The sequence below is a fragment of the Halapricum desulfuricans genome, from assembly GCF_017094465.1.
Classification (GTDB): domain Archaea; phylum Halobacteriota; class Halobacteria; order Halobacteriales; family Haloarculaceae; genus Halapricum.
Genome location: NZ_CP064791.1, coordinates 1,938,796 through 1,963,633, shown reverse-complemented (window position 1 = coordinate 1,963,633; position 24,838 = coordinate 1,938,796). Strand labels below are relative to the sequence as shown.

The window sequence follows — 24,838 nt, the reverse complement described above, 5'->3', positions numbered from 1 at the left end:
CTCCGCGGACTCCCGAAGGTCGTCCGCGCTACTCCGGAAGGTATCGAACGCTCAATACGCCATCGGCGGCGCGGATCTCGACCCGGTCGACGCCGAGCCGCGCCGCGCGAGCGACGGTCTGTGGATCGTCAAGTACGTCTTGGACGGCCTGGTCGGTCTGCTCGTCCGGGACGGTGAGCACGTGAAGTTCTCCCTTGCCGGCCCGTGGTTGGCGAGTCAGTTCACCGACCGGCTGGTCGGCGGCGATCTCTTGCTCCTGCTTTGTTGGCGATTCGCCGCTCCGTTCGACGGGGATTGTCCGGCGGTCGTCGATCGAATCGAGCGTGTAGATGGCTGTCGTCGGTGGCTCCGCGACGAGCATCCCGGCGATGACCTCGCCGGCCTCCAGCGGCGGATCGGGCTGCTCGCCGAGTGGGTGCACCTGGCTGGTGGCCACGTCGGTGAGAATCGCCGTCTCCGAATCGGATTCACTCACCAGAAAGGTCCCTTCGGTCCGTTCCATACCTCCAGATAGACGATGCGGTCGGTTTGGCCCTTTCGACTGGTAGGCGTGCCCTATCCGGCCGGCTGTCACCGGACCCAGCGATGGACGAGATATACGACGCCTGCGGCCGACAGCGGTGCGAGCAGCCCGCCAGCCGGTGGGAGCGCGTACAGCGAGCGGATCGCCGGCTCCAGAACGCCGTACTGCTCGGCCGGGTCACGGAACTCCGCGGGCGCGGAGACCACGAGCATGAGATACAGCGACAGCAGGTACAGATAGCCACTCGCGGCCAGCGCGCGGTCGTACCGCCGGTCGCCCCGCCCCCGGCGGTGGCGGCGCGCGACGAGCAATATCGGAGCGACGAGCGGCACGATCACGAACAGCGCGACGACGACGTAGAAGCTTCGTGAGAACGTGAACACGCCGGCGCGTGCGCCGAACGAGCCGCCGATGAGATAGACCAACGCGAGCACGAACGCCGCTGTGACTGCCAGCACTGCGAGACCACCCACCAGCGCGTACGATCGAAACAGCCGCGAATCACTGCGGCGCAACGCGTAAGGGAAGGCCCCGAGCACGCCACGGTACGCTCGCTCCTCGTCGGGCTCCGCGGCGCCTGTGTCTGTCATCGGCCGACGTTGGTCCGATGGGGCAATAAACGGCCGGGATCGGTGCAGTCATACGGGCTCGGCCAGTACCCGAAACGAGAAGATGGACTCGAAGTACGTCGCAGTCGGGGACTTCGAAACGCGCCTCCGGGCGGCCGGACACAGCATCGGAATCGTCGTGGCCGCGTTCGTCGTCGGTACCGCGCTTGCGCTCGCCGGTGTGGTCGTCATCGGGCAATTCATACCCGTCTACTCCGCCGAGGAGCAGCTCCTCCCGACCGCGTACATCGCCTCCAGCGCGCTCCAATTCGTCGGCTTCCTGCTGGTCGGTGTGGGGTATCTCTACGTCAGGGCAGACTGGGGCCTCGTCACGGCCCGGCTGCCGTCACTCCGGGACATCGGGATCGCCCTCGGGGGGACCGTCGTGTTGTTCGTCACGAACGTGGCGCTGGGATCGATCGCCCAGTCGCTCGGGTTCGAAAGCGCCGAGAACTCCGTCGTCACGATGGGGCAGTCCAACCCCGAGATCTTCATCGCCATGATCCCGGTCACGCTGTTGCTCGTCAGCCCCGGAGAGGAGCTGTTGTTCCGCGGGATTGTACAGGGGCTGTTCCGGCGTGCGTACGGACCGCTCCCGGCCGTGCTGATCGCGAGCGCGCTGTTCGGTATCGTTCACTTCGTGGCGCTGACGGGCGACGGCAAACTCGTCTACGTGGCCGTCGCTGCCGCGCTCGGACTCATACTCGGGACAATATACGAACTGACCGACAACCTCGTCGTCCCGATACTCACCCATGGACTGTGGAACGCCTACCTCTTTACCGGCCAGTGGGTACTCGCGACCTACGATATCGAGGCTGCTATGATCCTGTTGTTTTTCCGGTAGGCAAGACGCACGTCTGACGGGTGTTTATTGTGTGAGTAATAGTAGCACACGATATGCCGACCCGGTACACCGTCGTCTGTGACGACGATCTGTCGCGGGCGGTCGAGCGACTGGCCCACGAGAACAATCTCACCGAAGAAGAAGTGTTACGGCAGTTGCTCGACCTTGGGCTCGACGCGCTCGAAACGACCGACGCCGAGACGGTCTAGTCCTCACGCCGGGTTCTTGCGTGTCAGGTCGCTCCCGCAGATCGGACACCGGTCGTGGTTCTCCTCGAACTCCCGGCCACAGCCCTGACACTGGAAGTGCCAGTCGCGCTGTTCGTCGATGCCCTCCTGGGCGATGATGTCGACGGCGACCTCCAGTTTGTCGGCGACGTTCTGCATCGCGTAGTCGTCGGTGACCAGAGTCCCGTCCAGTTCGAACGTCGCGGCGACGAGCCGGATGTCGGTGCGGGACAGCTCCTCGTAGTCGCCGGTCTCGCGGGCGGCCCGTTCGACGCGTTCGACGGTTTCGCTGTCGGGAATGTGGAGGTGCATTCCCGACCCTTCGAGCGCGTCGAACCGGTAGGCGCTCTCGTCGGTCAACTCCTCTCGGACGAGCGGGATCGTCGCAATCTCCGCGTCCGTGTGATACTCGTTGATGAACGCCGACGAATCGAGAACGTACATTTAGCGATCGATGATCACGTGGTCTTTGACGGCCTGGACGCGGTTGACTGGAACCAGGATCCGACCCTGATCGTCGTAGTCGAACTCGACGTCGCCGACGTGTTCGTCGGGGTCGACGATCAGATTCGAGAGGCGGCCCGATTCGAGATCCATCGTGATGTTGTACAGCATACCGAGTTCAGCCCCGTCCGTACCCATGACGGCTTTGCCGGAGAGGTTCTCGGCGAGTATGTCGGCCATATCCTCACGTACCGAGTCCGCTCACATAAACGCCACGGGCCGCGCCGCGGAGACGCCAGGCCGACGCCAGCGCGCTCGAAGACCGGATGGGAGTGCTTTTAGGGAGTCAGACGGAAACGGTGGGTATGACCGCTCCGCCGCGTGAGACGTACGAACCGGGTGAGTTAGAGCGCAAGTGGCGCACCCGCTGGGACGAGCAGGGACGCTACGAGGCCGACCCACAGGATGACGAGGATTCGACTTTCATCACCGTCCCCTATCCCTACCCCAGCGGCGGGATGCATATCGGGCACGTCCGGACGTTCACCGTCCCAGACGTCTACGCCCGCTACCGTCGGCTACAGGGGGACAACGTTCTGTTCCCGCTTGGCTGGCACGTCACCGGCACGCCGATCGTCGGCGCCGTCGAGCGGCTCAAAGAGGGCGAAGCGGAACAGCTGTCGGTCCTGCAGGACACCTACAACGTCCCCAAAGACGAACTCGAACAGCTGGAGACGCCGATGGGCTACGCCCGGTATTTCATCGAGAACCACTACAAGAAGGGGTTCAAGCAACTGGGTCTGTCAGTCGACTGGCGCCGAGAGTTCACGACCAACGACGAGCGCTACTCGAAGTTCATCACCTGGCAGTACGAGACGCTCAGGGAGCGCGGCCTGCTGGAGAAGGGGCTGAACCCGGTCAACTACTGTACGAACGAACAGCAGCCGGTCACTACCCACGACCTGCTGGAGGGCGAGGACGCCGAGTTCCAGGAGTTCACGCTGGTCAAGTTCGAGACGGAAATCGACGGTCGGGACGTCGTCGCGCCGATGGCGACGCTCCGTCCCGAGACGGTTCGGGGCGTCACGAACGCCTACGTCAACCCCGACGCCGAGTACGTCCTGGCGGACGTCGACGGTGAAACCTGGTTCGCTTCCAGCGAGGCCGTCGAGAAGTTCGAGTTGCAGGCCCGCGAGGTCGAGGTGCGCGAGACGATCGATCCGGCCGAGATCATCGGCGAACGGGTCACCAATCCCGTCACCGGCGACGAGGTACTGGTCCTGCCCGCCGACTTCGTCGACGCCGACAACGCGACCGGCGTCGTGATGTCGGTGCCTGCCCACTCCCCCGACGACTACGTTGCCCTCCGGGAAGCCAAGGCAGACGACGAGCGGATGCGCGAGTACGGGATCGATCCCGACGACGTGGCGGCGATCGACCCCATCCCGATCCTGAAGATCGACGGCTACGGCGAGATCCCGGCCCGCGACGCCGTCCAGTCCGCGGGGATCGAGTCCAGCGACGACCCGCAACTGGAGGACGTGACTGCCGACCTCTATCAAGACGAGTTCCACAGCGGCGAGTTGCTCGACAGCTACGGCGAGTTCGCCGGCGAACGCATCGAAGACGTCCGCGAACGGTTTCGCGACCACTACCGCGATGCGGGCCTGTTCGACCTGCTGTACGAGTTCACCGAGGAGGTCGTCTGCCGGTGTGGTGGCGACGTCGAGGTCGCCCAGGAGGACACGTGGTTCCTCCGGTACAGCGACGAGGAGTGGTCTCAGAAGGCTCACGACGCAGTCGCACAGCTGGAGGCGATTCCCGAGAGCACCGCCGAGCAGTACGATCACACGATCGACTGGCTCGAAGAGTGGCCCTGTATCCGCAACTACGGGCTGGGAACGCGCCTGCCCTGGGACGAGGACTTCGTCATCGAGCCGCTGAGCGACTCGACGATCTACATGTCCTACTACACGATTGCCCACCGGCTGCAGGACGTTCCGCCCGAGGAGATGGATCGGGCGTTCTTCGACACGCTGTTCTACGGGGCGGACGGCGACGAGGCCCCGGACGGTGTCGAAGTCGACATCGAGGAGCCCAACGAGACCGCCCTGGAACTGCGCGAGGAGTGGGATTACTGGTATCCCGTCGATTTCCGGTGTTCCGGCAACGATCTGATTCAGAATCACCTGACGTTTTACCTGTTCCATCACGCCGAGCTGTTCGATCCGGAGGACTGGCCCCAGGGGATCACCGTCATGGGGATGGGACTGCTCGAGGGCAAGAAGATGTCCTCTTCGAAGGGCCACGTCGTCCTGCCGGGCGAGGCCATCGAGGAGTACGGCGCGGACACCGTTCGGTTCTTCCTGTTGAACTCCTCGGAGCCGTGGCAGGACTTCGACTGGCGGGCCGACCAGGTCGCGACGACCCGCGACCAGCTGGAACGGTTCTGGAGCCGGGCACAGGACGTCATTGACACCGACGTGCCCGACGGGGCGCGCGACGAACTGCAACACATCGACCGCTGGCTGCTGTCGAAGCTCCAGGCGACGATCAGAGAGGCTACCGAGTCGATGGACCGCTTCGAGACCAGAAGTGCCTCTCAGGCCGCCTTCTACCAGTTCGACGAGCATCTGACGTGGTATCGCCGACGGACCGACACCGACCGACCGGGCGCGAAGTGGGCGCTCCGGGAAGTGCTGCGGACGCGACTGGGGCTGCTCGCGCCCTTCGTCCCGTTCATGGCGAACGAACTCCACGAGCAACTGGAGGGCGAGCCCGTCGAGGACGCCGCCTGGCCCGAACCAGACCCCGCGTTCGAGTCCACGCGGACGGAAGTCGAGGAGCGCCTGGTCGCGGACGTCGTCGACGACATCGCCGACATCGCCGACGTGACCGACACCGACCCCGAGACGATCCGACTGTACGTCGCCGCCGACTGGAAGCAGACCGTCTTCGAGGAGGTCGTCGAAACGGGGCCGGACGTCGGCGCCGTCATGGGCGAGGTCATGCAACACGAGTCGCTGCGCGAGAAGGGCGACGCTGTCAACGACCTGGCACAGGAGATGGTGAGCGTGGTCCGCGAGCGCGATGACGCAACCCTCCGGGCGATGGGTGAAATCGACGAGCAGTCGGTCTACGAGGCCGCCCGGTCGTTCCTCGCCCGCGAGTTCGACGCCACTGTCGAGGTCTACGCCGAGGACGGCGACCCACACGATCCCGGCGGGAAGGCCGGCCAGGCCGAACCGTTCCGCCCGGCGGTGCACATCGAGTAGCAGGCGGGCCACACGCGACGGTCGCTGACCGCTTGTCGGCCCCGGAACACTTGTACGTCGAGTCCTATCTTCCGGGCAGTGAACGTCGTATGCCGACACAATCCCCCTCTCAGCCACCCCCGCTACTGGAGGCGCTGGCGGAACTGAACGGCCAGGCGTCGATCAGGGTGTTGCACGTCGACGACGAGCCCGACTTCGCCGAGGTTGCGGGCGTGTATATGGAACGCGAGGAAGACGCCCTCGACGTCGAAACCGTGACCAGCGCCAGCGACGCCCTCGACCGTCTCGACCAGGGTCCGCGGATCGACTGTGTCGTCAGCGACTACGACATGCCGGGGATGGACGGCCTGGCCCTGCTGGACGTGGTTCGCGAGGAGTTCTCGGATCTTCCGTTCATCCTGTTTACCGGGAAGGGGAGCGAGGGGATCGCCAGCGAGGCGATCTCCCGCGGGGTGACGGACTATCTCCGGAAGCAGTCCGGGACCGATCAGTACGCCGTCTTGGCCAACCGGGTTACCAACGTCGTTCGTCGGCATCGTGCCGAACAGGAGGTCCAGAACAGTTATCGGGCGATGGAGACCGCCCGAGAGGGGATCGGTCTCCTCGACGAACACGGACGGTTCCGGTATGTCAATTCAGCTTACGCCGAGATCTACGGCTACGACCGCGCGGAGCTGGTCGGCGAGCACTGGGAGATCCTGTATCCGGACGCTCATGTCGAACAGGTCTGCGACGAGATCCTGCCGAGCGTTCCCGAGACGGGTCGCTGGACGGGCGAATCCGTTCATCGGACCGCCGACGGCGAGGAAATCGTCGTCGATCACGTCCTCGCGTACACCGACGCGGACGCGATGATCTGTCTCGTTCGGGACGTAGCCGAAACGCAGGACCGAACGCGCGATCAATCGCAGTTCGAGCTGTTCGTTGAGGCCGTCGAGGAGTACGCCATCTTCACGCTCGATCCGGACGGGTACATCACGAGCTGGAACGACGGGGCCGAGCGGATCACCGGATACGACGGCTCGGAGATCATCGGCGAGCACGTCTCGACGTTTTACCCCGACAACCGCAACGAGGCATACCCGGACCACCTTCTCGCGGACGCGCTGGACGACGGCACGACGACGGTCGAAGGGCCACGGGTCCGCGAGGACGGTTCGCAGTTCCCGGCCAACGTGACGATTTCGGCGGTCCGTGACGGTGACGACCGCCACCGCGGTTTCCTGCAGGTCGTCGAAGACCGGACTGAGGCCTACGAGGCCCAGGCGCGCCTGGACGACGCCCACGACAAGCTACAGACGGCGCTCAACCTCCTGGAGGACATCTTCTATGTCATTGACCCGGAGGGGAACTTCGAGCTGGTGACCGACCGAGCGGTCGAGGTGACCGGCTACAGCCGCCAGGAGCTGCTCACGATGGAGCCGGCCGAGCTGTTCGCGGAGGCCGACGGACGGCGGATCGCCGCCGATATCGAGCAGGCTCTCGCCGAAGGGGAATCGCGAATCGAGGCCGAACTCGTGACCAGCGACGGGCGGACGATCCCATACGAGTTCCGCAAGCGCCGGATCGTCGACGCGGACGGGACCGTTCTCGGAGTGGCCGGTATCGGACGGGACATCACCGAGCGAAAGCGCCGGGAGCGACAGCTTCGACAGCAGCTCGAACAGTTCGAACACTTCGGCAGCGTCCTCTCTCACGACCTGCGTACGCCCCTCGAGACTGCACGCGGGCGACTCGAACTGTTCCGTGAGACGGGCGATGGCGACCACCTCGACGCGGCCGAAACCGCCCTCGGGCGGCTAGACGAACTGATCGGTGATCTCTCTAGCGTCCTCCGGGAAGCCGAGATCGTGACCGACGTTCGATCGGTCTCGCTCGTCGACGCCGTCGAGTCGGTGTGGGTCGGCCTCGAAAGCGAGGACGCGACGCTCGCGATACAGTCTGACGGGAGGATTCAGGCCGACGAGACGGCGCTCAAGCGGCTGCTGGAGAACCTCCTGAAGAACACCTTCGATCACGGCGGCGACGAGGTGACTGTCACGGTCGGGGCCCTGCCCAACGGGTTCTACGTCGAGGACGACGGCCCCGGCATCCCCGAATCAGAACGCGACCGGGTCTTCGAGGCCGGCTACACGACCAGCGAGGAGGGGAGCGGCTTCGGGCTGGCGAGCGTCCGCCAGATCGCCGTCTCGCACGGCTGGCAGATCGCCGCGACGACGGGCGACGACGGCGGCGCCCGCTTCGAGGTAACTGACGTCAGGATGGCTGTCGATTGAATTCCCGACACCGGTAGATGCCACTACACGTCGGTTCCGACCAGATTGAACGGCGTTCCGGCGTCGGCCTCTTCGGCGTGTTCGTAGGCGACGTGCGCGGCGGCGACGTCCTGGATCGCCAACCCCGTGGAGTCGAAGACCGTCACGCCTTCGGGGCCACCGGCCTCGCCGCGGCCCGGTTTCGCGTCGACGACGATCTCGCCCAGTTCCGCGTAGATGTCCTCCTCGTCCAGCAACCCCTCGCTCCAGGGGACGTTGATCTCACCGGAGTGGGTGCACTGTTCGTAATCGTCGATCACCAGCGTCGCCTCCCCGAGCACGTCGTCGGCGATCTCGTGTTTTCCAGCGGCGTCCGCGCCCATCGCGTTGACGTGGGTGTCGGGCCCGACCTCGGTGACGATCGGCTGCTGGACGGGTGTCAGCGTCGAAACGACATCGCAGGCGGCCGCCTCGTCGATCGACCCCTCGCGGACGGCAAACCGGTCCTCGAACGCCCCGACGAATTCGGCGACGGCCTCGCTGTCGACGTCTGAGACGACGACCTCCTCGATGTCCCGGACCGTGGCGATCGCTTCCAGTTGGGTGTACGCCTGTGTACCTGCACCGACCAGTCCCAGCGAACTCGCGTCCTCGCGTGCGAGGTGTCTGGTCGCAACGGCCGCGGCCGAGCCGGTTCGAAGCCGGGTCACCGTCGTCCCGTCGATCAGCGCCAGCGGGAAGGCCGTCTCCGGGTCGGAGTAGACGATCGTTCCCATCACCGTTGGGAGACCGAACTGCGCCTCGTTGTCGGGGTGGACGTTGACCCACTTGACCGCCGCGGCGTCCCAGTCACCGGCATCGAGATACGCGGGCATCGACCGGAAATCGCCGTTGTACTGCGGGAGGTCGATGTATGATTTGGCAGGCATTTGAACGTCCCCGCGGGCATAGGCGGCGAAGGCGTCCTCGACGGCGTCGACGACGTCCGTGATCGCTGTCCGCTCGGTGACGACCGCCGCCGGCAGCAAGCGCGTCTGCATACCGGGCGGTCGTCCGGGAACCCCTTATCAGTACGCCTGTTCCACTGGCCGTACGGAGATTCGGTCACGCAACGCGACCAACAGCGCCGACAAAAAGGCTTTACCGCCCCAATCACCTATCGAGACGCAAATGGTACTCGACGATCTCGGCCAATCGCTACGCGGGGCCCTGGACGACCTCCGGGGCAAGTCCCGCATCGACGAGGAAGACGTCGACGCCGTCGTCAAGGAGATTCAGCGCTCGCTCCTGCAGGCGGACGTCGACGTCGACCTCGTGATGGGGCTCTCGGACGACATCAAATCCCGCGCGCTACAGGAGGAACCGCCGGCCGGCACGTCCGCGCGCGACTGGGTGCTGCGGATCGTCTACGAGGAACTCGTGGAACTCGTCGGCGAATCGACCGACCTCCCACTCGAATCACAGACGATCATGCTCGCCGGCCTCTACGGGTCGGGGAAGACCACCACCGCGGCGAAGATGGCGTGGTGGTTCTCGACGAAAGGACTGCGCCCGGCGATCATCCAGACTGACACCGACCGCCCCGGTGCCTACGACCAGGCCAAACAGATGGCCGAAAACGCGGAGGTCGAGTTCTACGGCGACCCCGACGCCGACGACCCCGTCAAGATCGCCCGCGAGGGACTGGACGCGACCGAGAGCGCCGACGTACGGATCGTCGACACCGCCGGTCGGGACGGCCTCAACGAGGAACTGATCGCACAGATCGAGCGCATCGAAGCGGAAGTCAAGCCCGACCGCAATCTGCTGGTGCTCGACGCCGCGATGGGCCAGTCCGCCAAGTCACAGGCCGCGGACTTCCAGGAGGCGATCGGCATCGACGGGGTCGCCATCACCAAACTCGACGGGACTGCGAAAGGTGGGGGCGCGCTCGCGGCCGTCGACGAGACCGACTCGACGATCGCGTTCCTCGGGACCGGCGAGACGGTCCAGGACATCGAGCGCTTCGAACCGGACGGGTTCATCTCCCGGCTGCTCGGGATGGGCGATCTCAAGCAACTGACCGAGCGCGTCGAGCGTGCGATGGAGCAGACCCAGGACGACGAGGACGACTGGGACCCCGAGGACATGATGGAGGGGGAGTTCACCCTCTACGACATGCAAAAGCAGATGGAGGCGATGAACAACATGGGGCCGCTCGATCAGGTGATGGACATGATCCCCGGGATGGGCGGCGGGATGATGGACCAGCTCCCCGACGACGCCATGGATGTCACCGAAGAGCGGATGCGAGACTTCCAGGTCATCATGGACTCGATGACCGAAGGCGAGATGGAGAACCCTCGAGTGGTCGGCAAGTCGCGCATCGAGCGCATCGCCCGTGGTTCCGGGAAACCCGAAGACCGAATCCGCGAACTGCTCGAACAGCACAAGATGATGGAGCGGACCCTCAAACAGTTCCAGGGGATGGGCGACGCCGACATGGAACGGATGATGAAACAGATGCAACAGGGCGGCGGTGGCGGCGGCATGGGCGGTATGGGTGGCGGCGGCAATCCATTCGGTGACTGAACTTTTGCGCTCGCGTCTCCTCGCGTCCGAGGAGCGTACGGCCGTCGGCCGCAGTCTACTCGTCACTCCGCTTGTTCCTCGTCGCTCTCGGGTCGTTCCCGCTGTACCACGAACACCGGTCCGAGGAACTGCTCGGCCACCTGGTCGGCCGGCAGGCCGAAGACGAACGTCGATAGCGTGGGATCGGATTCACCCATCACGAGCGCGTCGAAGTCGACCGTCGCGTCGATGATCGCATCGACCGGGTCCTGTTCGCGCTCGATCCGGGTCTGGATGCGGTCGTCGTCGAACCCGTTGTCGGTCAGTCTGTCGGCTAGCCCGTCCAGTAGCGTCTGGGCGTCCGCCTCACTCTCGCCCTCGCGAGCGACGTGATACAGCGTCACCGTCGCGTCGGTCCCGGCGAAGACGCCGTCGACAACCCGGGCGAGCCGGTCGATTCCGACGGTCCCGCGGACGGCCACGAGGACGTCGTCCATCTCCGCGACCGTATCCGGGATGAGGACGGCCAGACAGTCCTCCTCGTGACTGAGACGGTTGATCGTCTTCTGGGCCTGGTGGGTGAATACCAGCCGCCGCCCGACCGTCGCGCCGGCTTCCTCGAAGAGTGCTTCGAGTTCGTCCATGCGGGCAGTTGCCCGCTCTTCGAACTGCATCTGGGCCTGCCCCGGTGCGGTCTGTTCGGGGATGACGTGATACCCCAGCAGGACGACGTGGGCGTCGGCAAGCAACTTCGGCACGCCGTCGGGGATCGATTCGCCTTCGAGGACGCGGATCGGGACGAGTACTGATGGTCGTTCTGTCATGGTCAGACGTCTCCTTTGAGCTTCACGTCGGTCGCGTAGTAGCGATACCACAGGTACGACCCGCCCATGACCGCGACGCCGATCACGATCGAGGCGGGATTCATGAAGGCGATCAGTCCGGCGCTGGCGAGCGCGCCGAGAATCGGCACCGCGGGATACCCGGGGATCCGAAAGCTCGGATCGTACCACGGCGGGTCGCGCCGACGGAGGACAAGTAGCGCCACACAGATCAGTGCGTACATCACCAGGTGGAGGAACGAGGCGACTTCCGCGAGGATCTCGACCTGGTCGGTCGCCACGAGGACGAGGATCGGCCCGCCGGCCATTCCCAGGGCGATGTGGGGCGTCCCGTACTTGAGATTGATCTTGCTGGCCCACCGGGGGAGCAACGCGTCCCGGCTCAGCGCGTACACCGACCGGGAGGCGCTAAGGATCGAGGCGTTCGCACTGGAAAAGGTCGCCAGCAACCCGGCAATGAGGATCATCACTGCGCCGGGCAACCCGAGCAGATCGCGGGCGACCTCGACCATCGCTGTCTCGCCGAACGTACCGAGACGGTCGGCCCCGAACGAACTGGTCGCGACGAAGATCGTCACCACGTAAAACAGTGTGACCACGATCACCGAACCGACCATTGCGAGTGGGAGGTTCCGACTCGGCTGTTTGATCTCGCCGGCGACCGTCGCGACCTGCGCGAACCCCAGATACGACGTGAACACGAGCGCCGCGGTGGACAGTACCGGGAGTTGCCCCTGTGAGAAGAACTCCTGGGGGACGGATTGGCGGCCGAACACGCCGGCCGCGTCGAGGACGCCGTAGGTCAGAAAGCCAGTGAGGACTGCGAGGAGGATAACCACAATCCCGTTCTGTAGTTTCGCCGTGTTCTCGGTCCCGCCGACGCTCAGGGCCGTCAGCCCGGCGCCGAACACCAACCCAAGGATGACGTGGGGGCCGACCGGCAGTCCCGTGAGAACGACACCCACCTCCGCGAGCACGGCCACGATGTAGTGGCCGAGTCCGACCAGATAAAACGCCGAGGCGAACACGAGCCCGAGCCACAGCCCCAGGCCGACGATCGCACCGTAGGACGTACCCATGCTCCGGGAAATGAAATAGTAGCCACCCCCGCTACGGGGCATCGCCGTCGCCAACTCCGAGGTCGGCAACGCCACGAGCAACGCGATCACCCCGCCAATCCCGAATGAAAGTGTGGCCGCGAGCCCGGCTTCCTCGGCCGCAAGCCCGGGGAAGACGAAGATCCCCGCGCCGATCATCGTCCCGATCCCGATCGCGAGTCCGCCGACGAGTCCGATCGTCCGCTCTAACTCGACGTCGTCGCCCTGGACCGTCGTCTCGTCGGTGACACCTTCCGGCTCGGGTTCCGGTCGTTCGCCGGCGACGTTCTCTCCAGTGGCCGGATCGGACATACGTATCATGTCTCGGACTTCGCACAAAAAGACCGGGGGCCAACCTGCGGGCTGGTGGACTCGATCCTCACTGCGGTCCGGAGTAGAACAGCGCGTATCCGACCAGCCCCGTCGCCGGGACCGAGCCGGCCCCGACCGCCGCCGCGAGCGACAGCGACGAGAGGACGCCCACGGCGAGCCCGGCAACCAGTGGTGCCGGAATCAGTGCGAGCAACCAGTCCGCCAGGGCGAGGTCTGTCACGTTCGAACCGTACAGCTCCATCTAATTAAATATTATTACAACCTCGTCACTTGCCTCGGGCTGCGTCTGGGCCTGGCAATTCGGCTCTTGAGACTGTAGTCTGGTTGGTCGTCCCGGTACTGACCTACTCGAACCGCACGCCCAGATCGTGCAGTCCGTCGTTGTGCTGGGCCACGTTGATCAACAGCGGCGTGATTCCCTCGATCTCGGGGGCGTTCGCGAGTCCACCCGCATCTAGCGGCCGCAGTCCCTCGATATCGTCGGCTAGATCGGCGACCGTCGCCTTGGCGTCGTCATCGTCGCCGACGAGCAGCGTGTCGATTTCAAGATCGTCATCGAGATCCGCTAGCCGACCGGCCGCGAGATTGTGGAACGCTCCGACGACGGTGGTGTCCTCGGGCGCCGCGCCGGCCGCCAGCGCGGTCACGCTCCCGGCACTGGGCGGGTTGTAGTGAAACCCGTCCTCGTCGCGCTGCATCCCGACTGCGGGGGTGACGAGCACCGCGTCGTCCAGTTTGTCGGCGACCGCTTTGATCGTGTCTGTGAGGTGATACGCCGGGACCGCCGCGACGACCGCGTCAGCGCCGGCCGCAGCCTCGGGGTTTTTCGCACCCTCGATGGTTACGTCTCGACCGTGCTCGGCCAGTTTCGACTCGTAGCTGCTGGCCGCTTCTCGGGCGCGTTCGGTGTCGCGCGAGCCGACGATGACCTCGTGGTCGGTGTCGTAGCCCCACCGCAACGCCAGTCCCTCGCCAACGTCTCCCGTACCGCCGAGTATCGCGATCTGCATACCCGTACCTTCGCCGAGAGGTGGTTAAGCGTTCCGCGATCAGTCCGCCGGCGTCTCCTCGACCGGTTCCAGCAACTCCGGGAGGTCGTTGACCGATTCGACCACCGCTGTCGCGCCCGCCCGCTCGAACTTCTCCCGGCCGGCCGCCCCGCTGAGCCCGCCGGTCAGTACGCCGATCCCGTGATACGTCCGGCCGGGATCGTCCGCTGTGGCGTTCTCGGCCGTCCTGATGTCGTCGAGCGTGTCGCCGGCGAACGCGACCGTCGCGCCGTCGAGTCGCTCCGCGAGCATCACCAGTGCCGCGGGATCGGGCTTGCCAGCCTCCCAGTCGCCCATCGTGAACCGGTGCTCCTCGGGCACGTCCAGACCGACGCGTTCCAGCGCGATGTCGGCCTCGGCGGCGGGGCGACCGGTCAGGATCCCAATGTCGAACCGGTCGGTCAGTTCGTCGCGGGTCTCCGGGTCGAGCAGGACCGGCTCGTCGTGGATGTATCCGCCGGTGTGCAGTTCGGGCGAGCCGCCCTCGATCTCCCGGTAGAGGTCAGCCCCGAGATACAGTTGCTGGAAGACGTCACGCAGCCGGTCGCGGTCCCAGGCACCGAGGACACGCTCGCGCGGGGCCGGGTCCAGTTCGTCGTCGACGACCGACTGGGCCGCCACCAGGCCCCCGCCCGAGGCGGCGATGCGGTCGGTGAAGGTCTCGATGCTCAGCGGAAAGCCCTCGCGCCCGGCCAGCACGTACAGCGCGACGGCGTCGGTCAGCTCCCAGTCGTTGTTGAATCCACCGGCGTCTTTGAACTGCTGGATCGCGGACTGGGCGATCGTCTCTCCGTAGACCCGTTCGACACTCTCGACGATCGCGCGGCGGTAGGACCCTGCGACGTCCACCAGGACGCCGTCGACGTCGAGCACGAGCGTGTCTGCGTACATATCTGTCTACTTGGCTGCCTCATTGATAGGGATTGCTGTGGCCGCTCGCGGGAGTAACATTCACTTTCCTGTCTCCCATACCGGGACACATGCACGTTGACATCGTGCCGGTCGGTGATGTCTCCGCCTCGGTCAAGCGCGAGGCGTCGGCCGGACTCCGATCTGTCTATGACTGCGACGTGACTGTCCACGACGCGCAGGCGACGCCGACCGGCGCGTACGATTCTAATCGCGATCAGTATCGGGCCGAGGAGTTCATCGAACTCGCGGGCGAGATCGGCGGCGGCCAGAAGAACATCGCAATCACGGACGAGGACCTCTTCTATCGCCGACGTAACTACGTCTTCGGGCTCGCGTATCTCGACGGCAACGGCTCGGTCATCTCGACGTATCGGCTCCAGACGTCCTCCGACGGGGGGCTCACGAGTCGCTCCTCCGGCGAGGTCTTCGCCGAGCGCGTCCGCAAGGAGGTCGTCCACGAGATCGGTCACACGCTCGGACTCGAACACTGCGACAACAAGCGCTGTGTCATGAGTTTCTCGCCGACCGTCCGCGAGGTCGACGTCAAAGAGGAGAACCTCTGTGGCACCTGTCAGCGTCAGGTGCTCTGACTCGCATCTCTGAGTGCGCCGACCAGCACGCTCTCGTCGACGAACACCTCGAACTGCGTGTCGCCGTCTACGAGTACAACTGGTACGCGATCGCCATATTTCTCGCGGAGGTCGGGGTCGCTGTCCACGTCGACAGTCTCGATGTCGACCGGGACCTCCGCGCTATCGGCGACCGATTCGATCGTCTCGATCGCTTCCGTACAGAGTTCACAGGGGTGGCGGCGGTACACGGTGATCGGAACCGGATCGGACATCAGATGCCGTTCGGAGCGCGCCCGTTTTTGCCTTCCGGCCCGTGGACGCTTCCATGAGCAACTGGTCTGTCGAGGACGTGCCACGACTCGACGGGAAAACGATCGTCGTCACCGGGGCGAACAGCGGGCTCGGATTCGAGGCGACGCGGGTGTTCGTCCAGCGCGGGGCGACAGTCGTCATGGCCTGTCGCAGCACCCAACGGGGCGACGACGCCCGCCGGCAACTCCAGGCGGAGGAGCCCGACGGACAACTCGACGTCCGCGAGTGTGATCTGGCGGACCTCCAGTCGGTCCGGGACTTCGCCGAGGACGTTCGTGAGACGTACGACTCGCTCGATGTCCTCTGTAACAACGCTGGCGTGATGGCGATCCCTCGACGCGAAACTGCGGACGGGTTCGAGACCCAGTTCGGCGTCAACCACCTCGGGCACTTCGCGCTGACGGGACTCCTGCTGGGTCTCCTGGGCGCCGGTGACGGCGAGGCGCGCGTCGTCACCCAGTCGAGCGGCGTGCACGAGCGCGGCGAGATCTACTTCGATGACATCCACGGGGAGCGCGGGTACGGCAAATGGGACGCCTACGGACAGAGCAAACTGGCGAACGTGCTGTTCGCCTACGAACTCCAGCGGCGGCTCGATACGGCAGGCGTCCGCGACGTCACCAGCCTCGCCGTCCACCCCGGCTACGCGGATACGAACCTGCAGGCCCGAACGGGCCGCGAATCGGGCTCGAAGCTGGTGTATGCCGCGATGAAACTCGCGAACACTGTCTTCGCGCAGTCGGCCCGAAAAGGCGCACTCCCGATGATATACGGTGCTGTCGCCGACGATGTCGACGGCGGGAGCTACGTCGGGCCCGGTGGGTTCTTGAACATGCGAGGCGCGCCCGAGATCCAGCGCTCCAGCGAGCAATCTTACGACCAGGATACAGCCGAGCGACTGTGGGACGTCTCCGAGGAGGCGACGGGCGTCACCTACGATCTCCCGGCAGACGCCACCGGAACTTAAGACGGCGGCAGCCGAAGGTGGCTCGATGGGACTTGCCGACTATCACGTGCCCGAGTTCGAACCAGTCGCCGACGAGTCGGCGACCGTGACGACCGAGCACTGCCGGTTTACCGTACTCGAACCGCGACTCGTCCGACTGGAATACGCCCCCGACGGGGCGTTCGAGGATCGCCCGAGCCAGGCGGTCTGGTACCGCGACCAGCCGGTCCCCGAGTTCTCGGTCACGCGCGCGAACGGCACGCTGGAGATCGAAACCGAGTATCTACGGCTGCGCTACGAGATCGGAGCCGGATTCAGCGACGACGCGCTGTCGATCGTCCTCACCGAGTTCGGCGAAACGTGGCACTACGGCGACGGCGAGGACACCCTCGGCGGGACGACTCGGACGCTGGACGGCGTCGACGGCCAGACCGATCTCGAACCCGGCCTGCTCTCGCGCGACGGCTGGTCCGTCGTCGAGGACACCGACCGACTCGTCTTCGACGACGACGGTTGGGTGACTCCACGAGACGCTCACGAGAGCTACGAGGACCTGTACTTTTTCGGGTTCGGCCACGATTATCTCGACGCGCTCGGGGCGTACACCGACATCGCCGGCGACGTACCGATGATTCCCCGGTGGGCGCTTGGCAACTGGTGGAGCCGCTACTGGGAGTACTCACAGGCCGACCTCCGCGAACTGATGTCCCGGTTCCGCGAGGAAGGGCTGCCGCTGTCGGTCTGTGTCATCGACATGGACTGGCACGTCGTCGACAACCCGCACCACAACGGCTGGACCGGCTGGACCTGGGACGAGGGACTGTTCCCGGATCCGGAGAGATTTCTCGATTGGCTCCACGGGACGGGGCTGAAAACGACGCTCAACCTCCACCCCGCCGACGGCGTGCATCCCCACGAGGACGCCTATCCCGACATCGCCGAACACATGGGAATCGATCCCAACACTGGAACGCCCGTTGAGTTCGACGCCAGCGACCCCCAGTTCCTGCGTGGCTATTTCGAACATGTCATCAATCCCCTGGAAGAGACGGGCGTGGACTTCTGGTGGATCGACTGGCAGCAGTGGCGCGAGTCCCCCGAGATGGACGGACTGGATCCGCTGTGGGCGCTCAATCACCTGCACGCGCTGGACCGCACGCGCGACGGGCGTCGCCCATTCGTCCTCTCACGCTGGGCGGATATCAGCAACCACCGCTATCAGGTCGGGTTCTCCGGCGACACGGTGATCTCGTGGGACTCGCTCGCGTTTCAGCCCTACCTCACCGGTGCGGCCTCGAACGTCCAGTTCGGCTGGTGGAGCCACGACATCGGCGGCCACTTCGGCGGGACCGGCGATCCCACCGAGTTCGGGGAACTGTACGCCCGCTGGACACAATTCGGTGTGCTCAGTCCGATAAACCGGATCCACACTGCGAAGATGCCCTACGTGGACAAACGGCCCTGGCAGTACGACGGCGAGGTCGCCGACGCCCTCGAAGACGCGCTCGTGCGCCGCCACGAACTGATTCCCTATCTCTACACGATGGTTCGGCGCAATCACGCCCGGGGTGAGCCGCCGATCCAGCCGCTGTACTACCACCATCCGGAGGAAGACGCCGCCTATCACCGACCCAACCAGTACTACTTCGGCAGCGAGTTGCTCGCCGCTCCACACGTTCGCGAACGTGGCGACGACACTCACCTCTCGCGTCGTCCCGTCTGGCTGCCCGACGGCGAGTGGTACGACTTCGCCTCCGGCGAGCGATACGAGGGCGGGTTCCACACCCGCTACGGCGATTTGTCGGACGTGCCGGTCTACGCGAAAGCGGGCGCGATCGTCCCGCTTGATGGCGATCCTACCTTCGGCGACACCGCTGCCCCCGAGACGCTCCGGGTCGTCGCGTTCCCTGGCGCGGACAATACCTTCGACCTCTACGAGGACGACGGCGTCACCTGTGCCTCCCGAGATGGGGACTTCGCGACGACCGAGCTCAGACAGGAGTGGCACGGCGACCGGCTCTTTTTCGACATCGGACAGGGTCGGGGCCAGATCGGACACGTCCCCGACGATCGGACCTACGAGATCTGTTTCCGCGGCGTCCGGGACGGTCTGGACGTGACCGTCGACGGTGCCGAGTACACCCGGTCCTACGACGACGAGACGGCGACGCTGACCGTGACTGTCGACCGAATCGATGCGGACGAGGAGCTAACAGTCTCGCTCGACGGCGACGGCACGAATCTGCGTGCCGACGCGGGCTGGCGTCTCCCGCAGATCCGAACGATGCTCCGGCACTTCTCGATGCCTGCTGGATCGAAACCCCCGCTCGAGGAGCACGCGGCGGCGTTCCTGCGAGGCGATCGAATGACACTCGACTGGCTCGGGAACTTCGCCCCAGCGCTTTCCGATCGACAGTTGCGAGCCATCGCGGAGACGTTAGTCGATGCGGGCGTCGAGCGGATCGACTACGCGGGCGACGATCGACTGTTCTTCTGGAACGATTCCCGACGGACGGACATCACTCACCAGTTCGCCCGGTACGACCGCAGTGGCGTTCCGACGAATCGCGAGGGCGAGTCACGACACGGAACGCTTCCGGAGTACGACTGGATCCCCCTCTCGACGATGGAGACGCACGATTGGCAGTTCTCACTCAACTACGGCAACTTCGTGACCGTCTCCGAGTCGGGGACCGGTGACGCGACGATAGATATCTGATATGGACGGGCGCGTGTCGTCTGACCGGCTCGGGCACGTGCACGCACCCCCGGCCGCGTGACAGTACGCTTTTGCCCTCGCGCCGAGGAGGTCGTTGGTATGACACTCGCGTCGTATCATGTTCCTGAATTTTCCCCCGTTGCCGACGAGGCGGCGATCGTCCGCGGCGACCGGTTTCGGTTTACAGTTCTGACACCGCGGCTCGTCCGGGCGGAGTACGACCCGGACGGCGAGTTCGAGGATCGCCCGAGCCAGGTGTTCTGGCACCGTGATCAGCCCGTTCCGGACTTCGAGGCCTCTCGTGACGACGGTCGACTCGTCATCGAGACCGAGGCGATCCGACTGGAGTACGCGGCTAACGAACCGTTCGCCCCGTCGACGCTGTCCGCGCACGTTCGCGAACTCGGCTCGGTCTGGCATTACGGCGACGACGACCTGGGCAACATGGGCGGGACGGTCCGGACGCTCGATCGCGTTGAGGGCAGCACCGCCCTCGAACCGGGGCTGCTCGGCGGCGACGGCTGGACCGTCCACGAGGACACTGATCGACTCGTCTTCGATGCGGACGGCTGGGTGACGCCACGCGACGCCCACGAGGACTACGAGGATATCTACTTTTTCGGATACGGCCACGCGTATCTCGACGCGCTCGAGGATTTCACGGCCGTTTCGGGGGACGTGCCGATGGTCCCCCGATGGGCGCTGGGGAACTGGTGGAGCCGGTACGACCACTACAGCGACGACCAACTCCGCGAACTCATGACCCGGTTCCGCGAGGAGGAGCTGCCGCTGTCGGTCTGTGTGCTCGACATGGACTGGCACGTCACCGATAACGAGTACCACAACGGCTGGACCGGCTGGACGTGGAACGATGAACTGTTTCCCGATCCCGAGGGATTCATCGACTGGCTCCACGAGGAAGGCCTGCGGACGACGCTCAACATCCACCCTGCAGAGGGTGTCTACCCCCACGAAGACGCCTATCCCGACATCGCCGAGCACATGGGGATCGACCCGGCGAGCGAACGGCCGGTCGAGTTCGACGCCAGCGACACCCAGTTCCTGCGTGGCTACTTCGAGCACGTGATCAACCCCCTGGAAGAGACGGGCGTGGACTTCTGGTGGATCGACTGGCAGCAGTGGGAGGAATCACCCGAGATGGACGGACTGGATCCGCTGTGGGCGCTCAATCACCTGCACGCGCTCGACCGGACCCGCGACGATCGGCGACCCTTTATCCTCTCACGATGGGGTGGCCTCGGCGGCCACCGGTATCCGATCGGCTTCTCGGGGGACGCTTACATCTCATGGGACTCGCTTGCCTTCCAGCCGTATCTCACCGCGACGGGCAGCAACGTCGACTTCGGGTGGTGGAGCCACGACATCGGCGGGCATTTCGGCGCCACCGGGACGCCGACCGGCTTCGGCGAGCTGTACGCCCGCTGGGCACAGTTCGGCGCGTTCAGTCCGATAAACCGGATCCACACCGGCAACATCGAATACATCGACAAGCGCCCCTGGACGTTCGAGCCGACGGTCCGGGAGACCCTGGGCGAGACGCTGCGGCTGCGCCACGCGTTGATCCCGTATCTCTACACGATGGCCTGGCGCAACCACGATCGGGGGGTCCCCCTGATCCGGCCGATGTACTACCACCACCCCGGGACCGAACTCGCCTACCACGTCCCCCAGCAGTACTACTTCGGCAGCGAACTGGTCGTCGCTCCGCACGTCCGCGAGCGCGACGAGGCGACGAACCTGGCCCGACAGACCGTCTGGCTGCCCGACGGCGAGTGGTTCGAGTTCGATTCCGGTAGGCCGTCCCGTGCCGGGTTGCACGCTCGCTACGGCGATCTCGGCGACGTACCGTCCTACGCGAAGGCGGGGGCGATCGTCCCGATGGACGGCGAGCCCGGGTTCGGCGACACCGCTGCCCCCGAGACGCTCCGAGTGCTCGCGTTCCCTGGCGCGGACAACACCTTCGACCTCTACGAGGACGACGGGACGAGCCGGGCCTATCGCGACGGCGAATACGCCACGACGACCCTGCGCCAGTCCTACGAGCCCGGACAGGTCGAGCTGACCGTCGAGGCCGCCACGGGCGCGACCGAACACGTCCCGGAGACGCGGGACCTCGAACTGTGCGTCCGCGGCGTCCGCGAGGACCTTGCGGTCGAGATCGACGGTGCGGACGGCTCCGTCGAGTACGACCCCGAGGCCCGGACACAGGAAGTTACGATTCCCGCACACGACACCAGTTCGTCGGTGACCGTTCGGCTCGCGGCCTCGGATGCCGACGTCATCGCCGCTGAGGATTCGCGCCTCGATCGCGTCCGGGAACTGCTTCGCCACCTCGAGATTCCGGCTCGGTCGAAATCCCAACTCGACGACTACGCGAGCGCGTTCGTCGCGGGCGAGCGGACGGATCTGGACTGGCTCGGCAACTTCCGCGAGCGACTGACCGGCGAACAGGCCCGGGCGATCGTCGAGACGCTCTGTGACGTCGGCGTGGCCCACCTGGACAACGCCGAGACGGAGCGAATCCTGCTGTGGAACGGTGACGGTCGGACCGACGTCACCTACCGTCTCTCGACGTTCGAGCGCGGCGAGATCCCGCTGGAGACCGAAGGCGACATCGAAACCGGGCCGCTTCCGGCACTACGGATCCTCGAACTCGATGATCTGGACGGGCAAGATTGGACGCTGACTGTCGAGTACGCCGACGCGGGGAGCGTCTCCTTCGAGGGGGAGGGCGAGGCCGAATCCTACGAGGGTGAGATCTGGTGAACTGGCCGGGCCTGGCCTTGCGGTCGCGCCACGGGAGATAGATCGTCAGCGTTAGGCACTCGCGCGTTCCACTCCGGTGTATGCTTATTACGGGCGCAACGTTGCCGGACGGTCGCACCCGGGACGTCCGGATCGAGGACGAGACCGTCGCCGAGATTGGGGAGATGCTGTCGACTACCGCCGAGGAGCGTTCGATCGACGCCTCGGGCAAGCGACTCCTGCCCGGGATGATCGACGTCCACGTCCACTTTCGCCAGCCCGGCTACGGCCACAAGGAGACCTGGGCGAGCGGATCGAAGAGCGCCGCTGCCGGCGGCGTGACGACGGTCGTCGACCAGCCCAACACTGATCCGCCGACGATCGACGGCGAGCACTTCGATCAGAAATCAAAGCTTGCCGCCGATTCGCTGGTCGATTTCGGGATCAACGGCGGCGTCACCGATAAGTGGCAGCCGGAGGAACTGTTCGACCGCCCGCTGTTCGCACTCGGGGAGGTCTTTCTCGCCGACTCGACGGGCAACATGGGAATCGACGCCGATCTGTTCGCCGACGCCGTCGCGCGGGCGAGCGAGCGCGGCGTGACCGTTACTGTTCACGCGGAGGACGCGACGCGGTTTAACGATAGTGCACGCGAGCGCGACGACGCCGACGCCTGGAGCGCCTACCGCACGCCCCAGGCCGAGATCGATGCCGTCCGCCGGGCCTGTACCGTCGCGAACGACCACGACGCGCGGATCCACGTGGCTCACACATCCACTCCCGAGGCGATCGACATCGCGGTCGACGCGGGGATGACCTGCGAGGTCACGCCCCATCACCTGTTTCTCTCTCGCGACGATCTCCCCGAACTGGGGACCTTCGGCCGGATGAACCCCCCGCTCCGTCGGGAGAACCGTCGCCGGAAGGTCTTCGAGCGTGTCGTCGACGGCACCGTCGACATGATCGCGACCGACCACGCGCCGCATACGCGCGACGAGAAGGACGCCTCGATCTGGGAGGCACCGAGCGGCGTCCCCGGCGTCGAGACGGCGCTCCCACTGCTGTTGAACGAGGCTCGCGAAGGCAATCTCAGCTACGAGCGCGTCCGCGATCTGACCGCCGCCAACCCCGCCGCGGTCTTCGGGCTCTCGAACAAGGGTCGCATCGAGGAAGGATTCGACGCCGATCTCGTGCTCGTCGATCCCGACGATCCGCGGCCGGTTCGTGGCGAGGAAACCCACACGAACTGTGAGTGGACGCCCTTCGAGGGTATGGACGCGGTCTTCCCCGAACTCACGATGGTCCGCGGGACGGTCGTCTACGAGAATCGCCACGAGGAACTGTTCGGCGAACCCGTCGGTGAGAACGTCCGGAGCGCGTGATCTGACAGTCCTATCTCTGACACATCCGATAGCCTATGATTGTCCGTTGAGGGCCCTTTGTCCTCATACTACCGGCCGTGGTCACGTGAAGAATGTCGCTATCCCGCGGTGGCGAATATTTCCACGAAGTTACAGCCGGCAGTATCAGATGACACGACAATCTTCATTCTTCCGTTGTCTGGACGGTTCGCGTCCCCAGGTTCTTGTATGATCACGTCGCGAGTCTAGTTCGGGGTACGGCCACCCGCACTGATACATACTTAAATTATGACAAATAAAATAAACATCATAGATACTCTGATACGGAGAATACGAAACCAGACCGATCGTATCGAGAGCTATCGTATCTGCGCGAACGCTACGTCGAACAGCAGTGGTCCGCCAGTGACATCGCCGACGAATGTGGCGTTTCGTCCAGCACGATCCGCCGGTGGCTCGATCGACTCGATGTCGAGCGTTCGCCGCGATATCAGGACGAATCGTGGCTCCGGGAACAGTATCTGCACAAGTGCAGCGATCAGGCTGAGATCGCCGAAATATGTGGCGTCGCAGAGACGACGATCTGTTACTGGCTCGCGCGCCACGGGATCACGGCGGGCGAGTCCTTCGAGACTGCCGACTGCGCGACGTGTGGAGAGACGTTTCGATATTACCCTTCGGTCCGTGCCGGTGAGTATTGTTCGAACGAATGCGCTAACGAACCGCGAAAGCGCCAAGTGGAGGTGACGTGCACGGGTTGTGGCGAGTCCTTCGAGCGTCGGGCATCGCTCGATACAGAGTACTGCTCGATGTCTTGCTGGGGGGAGGATATTTCGACGGTTTCTGACTGGGCCAAGTTGTACAGGGGTGTGTGGCACCGACAGCGACGCCGGGCCTTGCGACGAGATGACTCCGAATGCGTCGTTTGTGGAATCTCAAATAAAGAGCACCGAGAGCGATTTGCACGTGGACTTGAAGTTCACCACATCGTGCCTGTACGGGTGTTTGACTCTTGGGACCTCTCGATCGCCGACGCCCACTCTCTCCGGAATCTAGTGACACTTTGTCGTACCCACCATCCAGATGCTCCCGGAACGACTGTCGAACCGGATGGTAAGGAGTTCGATAGGTCTTCGTTTAGGCAAAATTCGTGGTAGAGCGGCCGCTTTCGTCGGAAACTGAAAGCGTGTAAAATCGCGA

At 65.0% G+C, this 24,838-nt stretch carries 22 protein-coding genes; 11 read left to right on the top strand and 11 right to left on the bottom strand.

Going from position 1 to position 24,838, the window contains the following annotated elements; translation table 11 throughout:
* Positions 1-28 precede the first annotated feature (28 nt).
* Positions 29-502 (bottom strand): DUF5812 family protein, encoded by a 474-nt coding sequence (locus tag HSEST_RS10055; protein WP_229120803.1) that lies wholly within the window; start codon positions 500-502, stop codon positions 29-31.
* Positions 503-570: 68 nt separating this feature from the next.
* On the bottom strand, positions 571-1,113 hold the full coding sequence (locus HSEST_RS10050; protein ID WP_229120802.1) for a hypothetical protein: 543 nt from the start codon (positions 1,111-1,113) through the stop codon (positions 571-573).
* An 82-nt stretch (positions 1,114-1,195) separates the two neighbouring features.
* On the opposite strand from HSEST_RS10050, the gene HSEST_RS10045 reads away from it, so the two are divergent.
* Both HSEST_RS10045 and HSEST_RS10040 read left to right on the top strand, forming a co-directional pair.
* A complete protein-coding gene (locus HSEST_RS10045; RefSeq protein ID WP_229120801.1) occupies positions 1,196-1,978 on the top strand; it encodes a CPBP family intramembrane glutamic endopeptidase in 783 nt (260 codons plus the stop codon).
* A 53-nt stretch (positions 1,979-2,031) separates the two neighbouring features.
* Positions 2,032-2,187, top strand: coding sequence for a CopG family transcriptional regulator (locus HSEST_RS10040; protein ID WP_229120800.1), 156 nt, complete (start codon positions 2,032-2,034; stop codon positions 2,185-2,187).
* 3 nt (positions 2,188-2,190) lie between these two features.
* Here HSEST_RS10040 and HSEST_RS10035 read toward each other — a convergent pair whose 3' ends face one another.
* Positions 2,191-2,649 carry an NOB1 family endonuclease gene (locus HSEST_RS10035; protein WP_229120799.1) on the bottom strand — a complete coding sequence of 153 codons (459 nt, stop codon included), beginning with the start codon at positions 2,647-2,649 and terminating at the stop codon, positions 2,191-2,193.
* Complete coding sequence (locus HSEST_RS10030; RefSeq protein WP_229120798.1) at positions 2,650-2,889, bottom strand: PRC-barrel domain-containing protein; 240 nt, start codon at positions 2,887-2,889, stop codon at positions 2,650-2,652.
* A gap of 125 nt (positions 2,890-3,014) precedes the next feature.
* On the opposite strand from HSEST_RS10030, the gene leuS reads away from it, so the two are divergent.
* The gene (gene leuS, locus HSEST_RS10025; protein WP_229120797.1) at positions 3,015-5,924 is read left to right on the top strand and encodes a leucine--tRNA ligase; all 2,910 of its coding nucleotides are present in this window, start codon (positions 3,015-3,017) and stop codon (positions 5,922-5,924) included.
* Between the two features lie 89 nt (positions 5,925-6,013).
* Positions 6,014-8,200, top strand: a complete 2,187-nt coding sequence (locus HSEST_RS10020) for a PAS domain S-box protein (RefSeq protein ID WP_229120796.1) — start codon at positions 6,014-6,016, stop codon at positions 8,198-8,200.
* 23 nt (positions 8,201-8,223) lie between these two features.
* Here HSEST_RS10020 and HSEST_RS10015 read toward each other — a convergent pair whose 3' ends face one another.
* Entirely contained in the window at positions 8,224-9,219 is a 996-nt protein-coding gene (locus HSEST_RS10015; protein WP_229120795.1) for an ornithine cyclodeaminase family protein, read from the bottom strand.
* Positions 9,220-9,349: 130 nt separating this feature from the next.
* Here HSEST_RS10015 and HSEST_RS10010 point away from each other — a divergent pair, with 130 nt between their 5' ends.
* Positions 9,350-10,750 carry a signal recognition particle protein Srp54 gene (locus tag HSEST_RS10010; protein ID WP_229120794.1) on the top strand — a complete coding sequence of 467 codons (1,401 nt, stop codon included), beginning with the start codon at positions 9,350-9,352 and terminating at the stop codon, positions 10,748-10,750.
* 62 nt (positions 10,751-10,812) lie between these two features.
* Here HSEST_RS10010 and HSEST_RS10005 read toward each other — a convergent pair whose 3' ends face one another.
* The 5 genes from HSEST_RS10005 to HSEST_RS09985 form a co-directional block, all read right to left on the bottom strand.
* Positions 10,813-11,553, bottom strand: a complete 741-nt coding sequence (locus tag HSEST_RS10005; protein WP_229120793.1) for a universal stress protein — start codon at positions 11,551-11,553, stop codon at positions 10,813-10,815.
* A 2-nt stretch (positions 11,554-11,555) separates the two neighbouring features.
* Entirely contained in the window at positions 11,556-12,980 is a 1,425-nt protein-coding gene (locus HSEST_RS10000) for an APC family permease (protein WP_229120792.1), read from the bottom strand.
* 67 nt (positions 12,981-13,047) lie between these two features.
* Positions 13,048-13,221, bottom strand: coding sequence for a hypothetical protein (locus HSEST_RS09995; protein WP_229120791.1), 174 nt, complete (start codon positions 13,219-13,221; stop codon positions 13,048-13,050).
* Between the two features lie 124 nt (positions 13,222-13,345).
* Positions 13,346-14,011, bottom strand: coding sequence for an NADPH-dependent F420 reductase (gene npdG / locus HSEST_RS09990; RefSeq protein ID WP_229120790.1), 666 nt, complete (start codon positions 14,009-14,011; stop codon positions 13,346-13,348).
* Positions 14,012-14,050: 39 nt separating this feature from the next.
* Positions 14,051-14,941: a TIGR01548 family HAD-type hydrolase gene (locus HSEST_RS09985; RefSeq protein ID WP_229120789.1), complete on the bottom strand. Its 891-nt coding sequence runs from the start codon at positions 14,939-14,941 to the stop codon at positions 14,051-14,053.
* 89 nt (positions 14,942-15,030) lie between these two features.
* On the opposite strand from HSEST_RS09985, the gene HSEST_RS09980 reads away from it, so the two are divergent.
* Positions 15,031-15,552 (top strand): archaemetzincin family Zn-dependent metalloprotease, encoded by a 522-nt coding sequence (locus HSEST_RS09980; RefSeq protein ID WP_229120788.1) that lies wholly within the window; start codon positions 15,031-15,033, stop codon positions 15,550-15,552.
* Here the strand turns inward: HSEST_RS09980 and HSEST_RS09975 are convergent.
* Positions 15,540-15,806 carry a glutaredoxin family protein gene (locus tag HSEST_RS09975; protein WP_229120787.1) on the bottom strand — a complete coding sequence of 89 codons (267 nt, stop codon included), beginning with the start codon at positions 15,804-15,806 and terminating at the stop codon, positions 15,540-15,542. The two genes, HSEST_RS09980 and HSEST_RS09975, sit on opposite strands and share 13 nt — an antisense overlap.
* Before the next feature lie 53 nt (positions 15,807-15,859).
* On the opposite strand from HSEST_RS09975, the gene HSEST_RS09970 reads away from it, so the two are divergent.
* From HSEST_RS09970 to HSEST_RS14665, 5 genes are all read left to right on the top strand, one after another.
* On the top strand, positions 15,860-16,813 hold the full coding sequence (locus HSEST_RS09970) for an oxidoreductase (RefSeq protein ID WP_229120786.1): 954 nt from the start codon (positions 15,860-15,862) through the stop codon (positions 16,811-16,813).
* A gap of 25 nt (positions 16,814-16,838) precedes the next feature.
* Positions 16,839-19,511, top strand: coding sequence for a glycoside hydrolase family 31 protein (locus HSEST_RS09965; protein ID WP_229120785.1), 2,673 nt, complete (start codon positions 16,839-16,841; stop codon positions 19,509-19,511).
* Positions 19,512-19,610: 99 nt separating this feature from the next.
* Positions 19,611-22,298: a glycoside hydrolase family 31 protein gene (locus tag HSEST_RS09960; protein WP_229120784.1), complete on the top strand. Its 2,688-nt coding sequence runs from the start codon at positions 19,611-19,613 to the stop codon at positions 22,296-22,298.
* An 80-nt stretch (positions 22,299-22,378) separates the two neighbouring features.
* A complete protein-coding gene (locus HSEST_RS09955) occupies positions 22,379-23,659 on the top strand; it encodes a dihydroorotase (RefSeq protein WP_229120783.1) in 1,281 nt (426 codons plus the stop codon).
* Positions 23,660-24,006: 347 nt separating this feature from the next.
* A complete protein-coding gene (locus HSEST_RS14665) occupies positions 24,007-24,795 on the top strand; it encodes a helix-turn-helix domain-containing protein (protein WP_418886546.1) in 789 nt (262 codons plus the stop codon).
* The last annotated feature ends 43 nt before the right edge of the window (positions 24,796-24,838 follow it).

What these genes read in the sequence shown, in the direction of transcription:
- npdG (WP_229120790.1), bottom strand. Translation starts at nt 14,011, where the DNA reads ATGCAGATCGCGATACTCGGCGGTACGGGAGACGTTGGCGAGGGACTG.
- HSEST_RS10040 (WP_229120800.1), top strand. Translation starts at nt 2,032, where the DNA reads ATGCCGACCCGGTACACCGTCGTCTGTGACGACGATCTGTCGCGGGCG.
- HSEST_RS10010 (WP_229120794.1), top strand. Translation starts at nt 9,350, where the DNA reads ATGGTACTCGACGATCTCGGCCAATCGCTACGCGGGGCCCTGGACGAC.
- HSEST_RS10050 (WP_229120802.1), bottom strand. Translation starts at nt 1,113, where the DNA reads ATGACAGACACAGGCGCCGCGGAGCCCGACGAGGAGCGAGCGTACCGT.
- HSEST_RS09960 (WP_229120784.1), top strand. Translation starts at nt 19,611, where the DNA reads ATGACACTCGCGTCGTATCATGTTCCTGAATTTTCCCCCGTTGCCGAC.
- HSEST_RS09955 (WP_229120783.1), top strand. Translation starts at nt 22,379, where the DNA reads ATGCTTATTACGGGCGCAACGTTGCCGGACGGTCGCACCCGGGACGTC.
- HSEST_RS10030 (WP_229120798.1), bottom strand. Translation starts at nt 2,889, where the DNA reads ATGGCCGACATACTCGCCGAGAACCTCTCCGGCAAAGCCGTCATGGGT.
- HSEST_RS09965 (WP_229120785.1), top strand. Translation starts at nt 16,839, where the DNA reads ATGGGACTTGCCGACTATCACGTGCCCGAGTTCGAACCAGTCGCCGAC.
- HSEST_RS10020 (WP_229120796.1), top strand. Translation starts at nt 6,014, where the DNA reads ATGCCGACACAATCCCCCTCTCAGCCACCCCCGCTACTGGAGGCGCTG.
- HSEST_RS09980 (WP_229120788.1), top strand. Translation starts at nt 15,031, where the DNA reads ATGCACGTTGACATCGTGCCGGTCGGTGATGTCTCCGCCTCGGTCAAG.
- HSEST_RS10000 (WP_229120792.1), bottom strand. Translation starts at nt 12,980, where the DNA reads ATGTCCGATCCGGCCACTGGAGAGAACGTCGCCGGCGAACGACCGGAA.
- HSEST_RS10015 (WP_229120795.1), bottom strand. Translation starts at nt 9,219, where the DNA reads ATGCAGACGCGCTTGCTGCCGGCGGCGGTCGTCACCGAGCGGACAGCG.
- HSEST_RS09975 (WP_229120787.1), bottom strand. Translation starts at nt 15,806, where the DNA reads ATGTCCGATCCGGTTCCGATCACCGTGTACCGCCGCCACCCCTGTGAA.
- HSEST_RS10005 (WP_229120793.1), bottom strand. Translation starts at nt 11,553, where the DNA reads ATGACAGAACGACCATCAGTACTCGTCCCGATCCGCGTCCTCGAAGGC.
- HSEST_RS09985 (WP_229120789.1), bottom strand. Translation starts at nt 14,941, where the DNA reads ATGTACGCAGACACGCTCGTGCTCGACGTCGACGGCGTCCTGGTGGAC.
- leuS (WP_229120797.1), top strand. Translation starts at nt 3,015, where the DNA reads ATGACCGCTCCGCCGCGTGAGACGTACGAACCGGGTGAGTTAGAGCGC.
- HSEST_RS10035 (WP_229120799.1), bottom strand. Translation starts at nt 2,649, where the DNA reads ATGTACGTTCTCGATTCGTCGGCGTTCATCAACGAGTATCACACGGAC.
- HSEST_RS09970 (WP_229120786.1), top strand. Translation starts at nt 15,860, where the DNA reads ATGAGCAACTGGTCTGTCGAGGACGTGCCACGACTCGACGGGAAAACG.
- HSEST_RS10045 (WP_229120801.1), top strand. Translation starts at nt 1,196, where the DNA reads ATGGACTCGAAGTACGTCGCAGTCGGGGACTTCGAAACGCGCCTCCGG.
- HSEST_RS10055 (WP_229120803.1), bottom strand. Translation starts at nt 502, where the DNA reads ATGGAACGGACCGAAGGGACCTTTCTGGTGAGTGAATCCGATTCGGAG.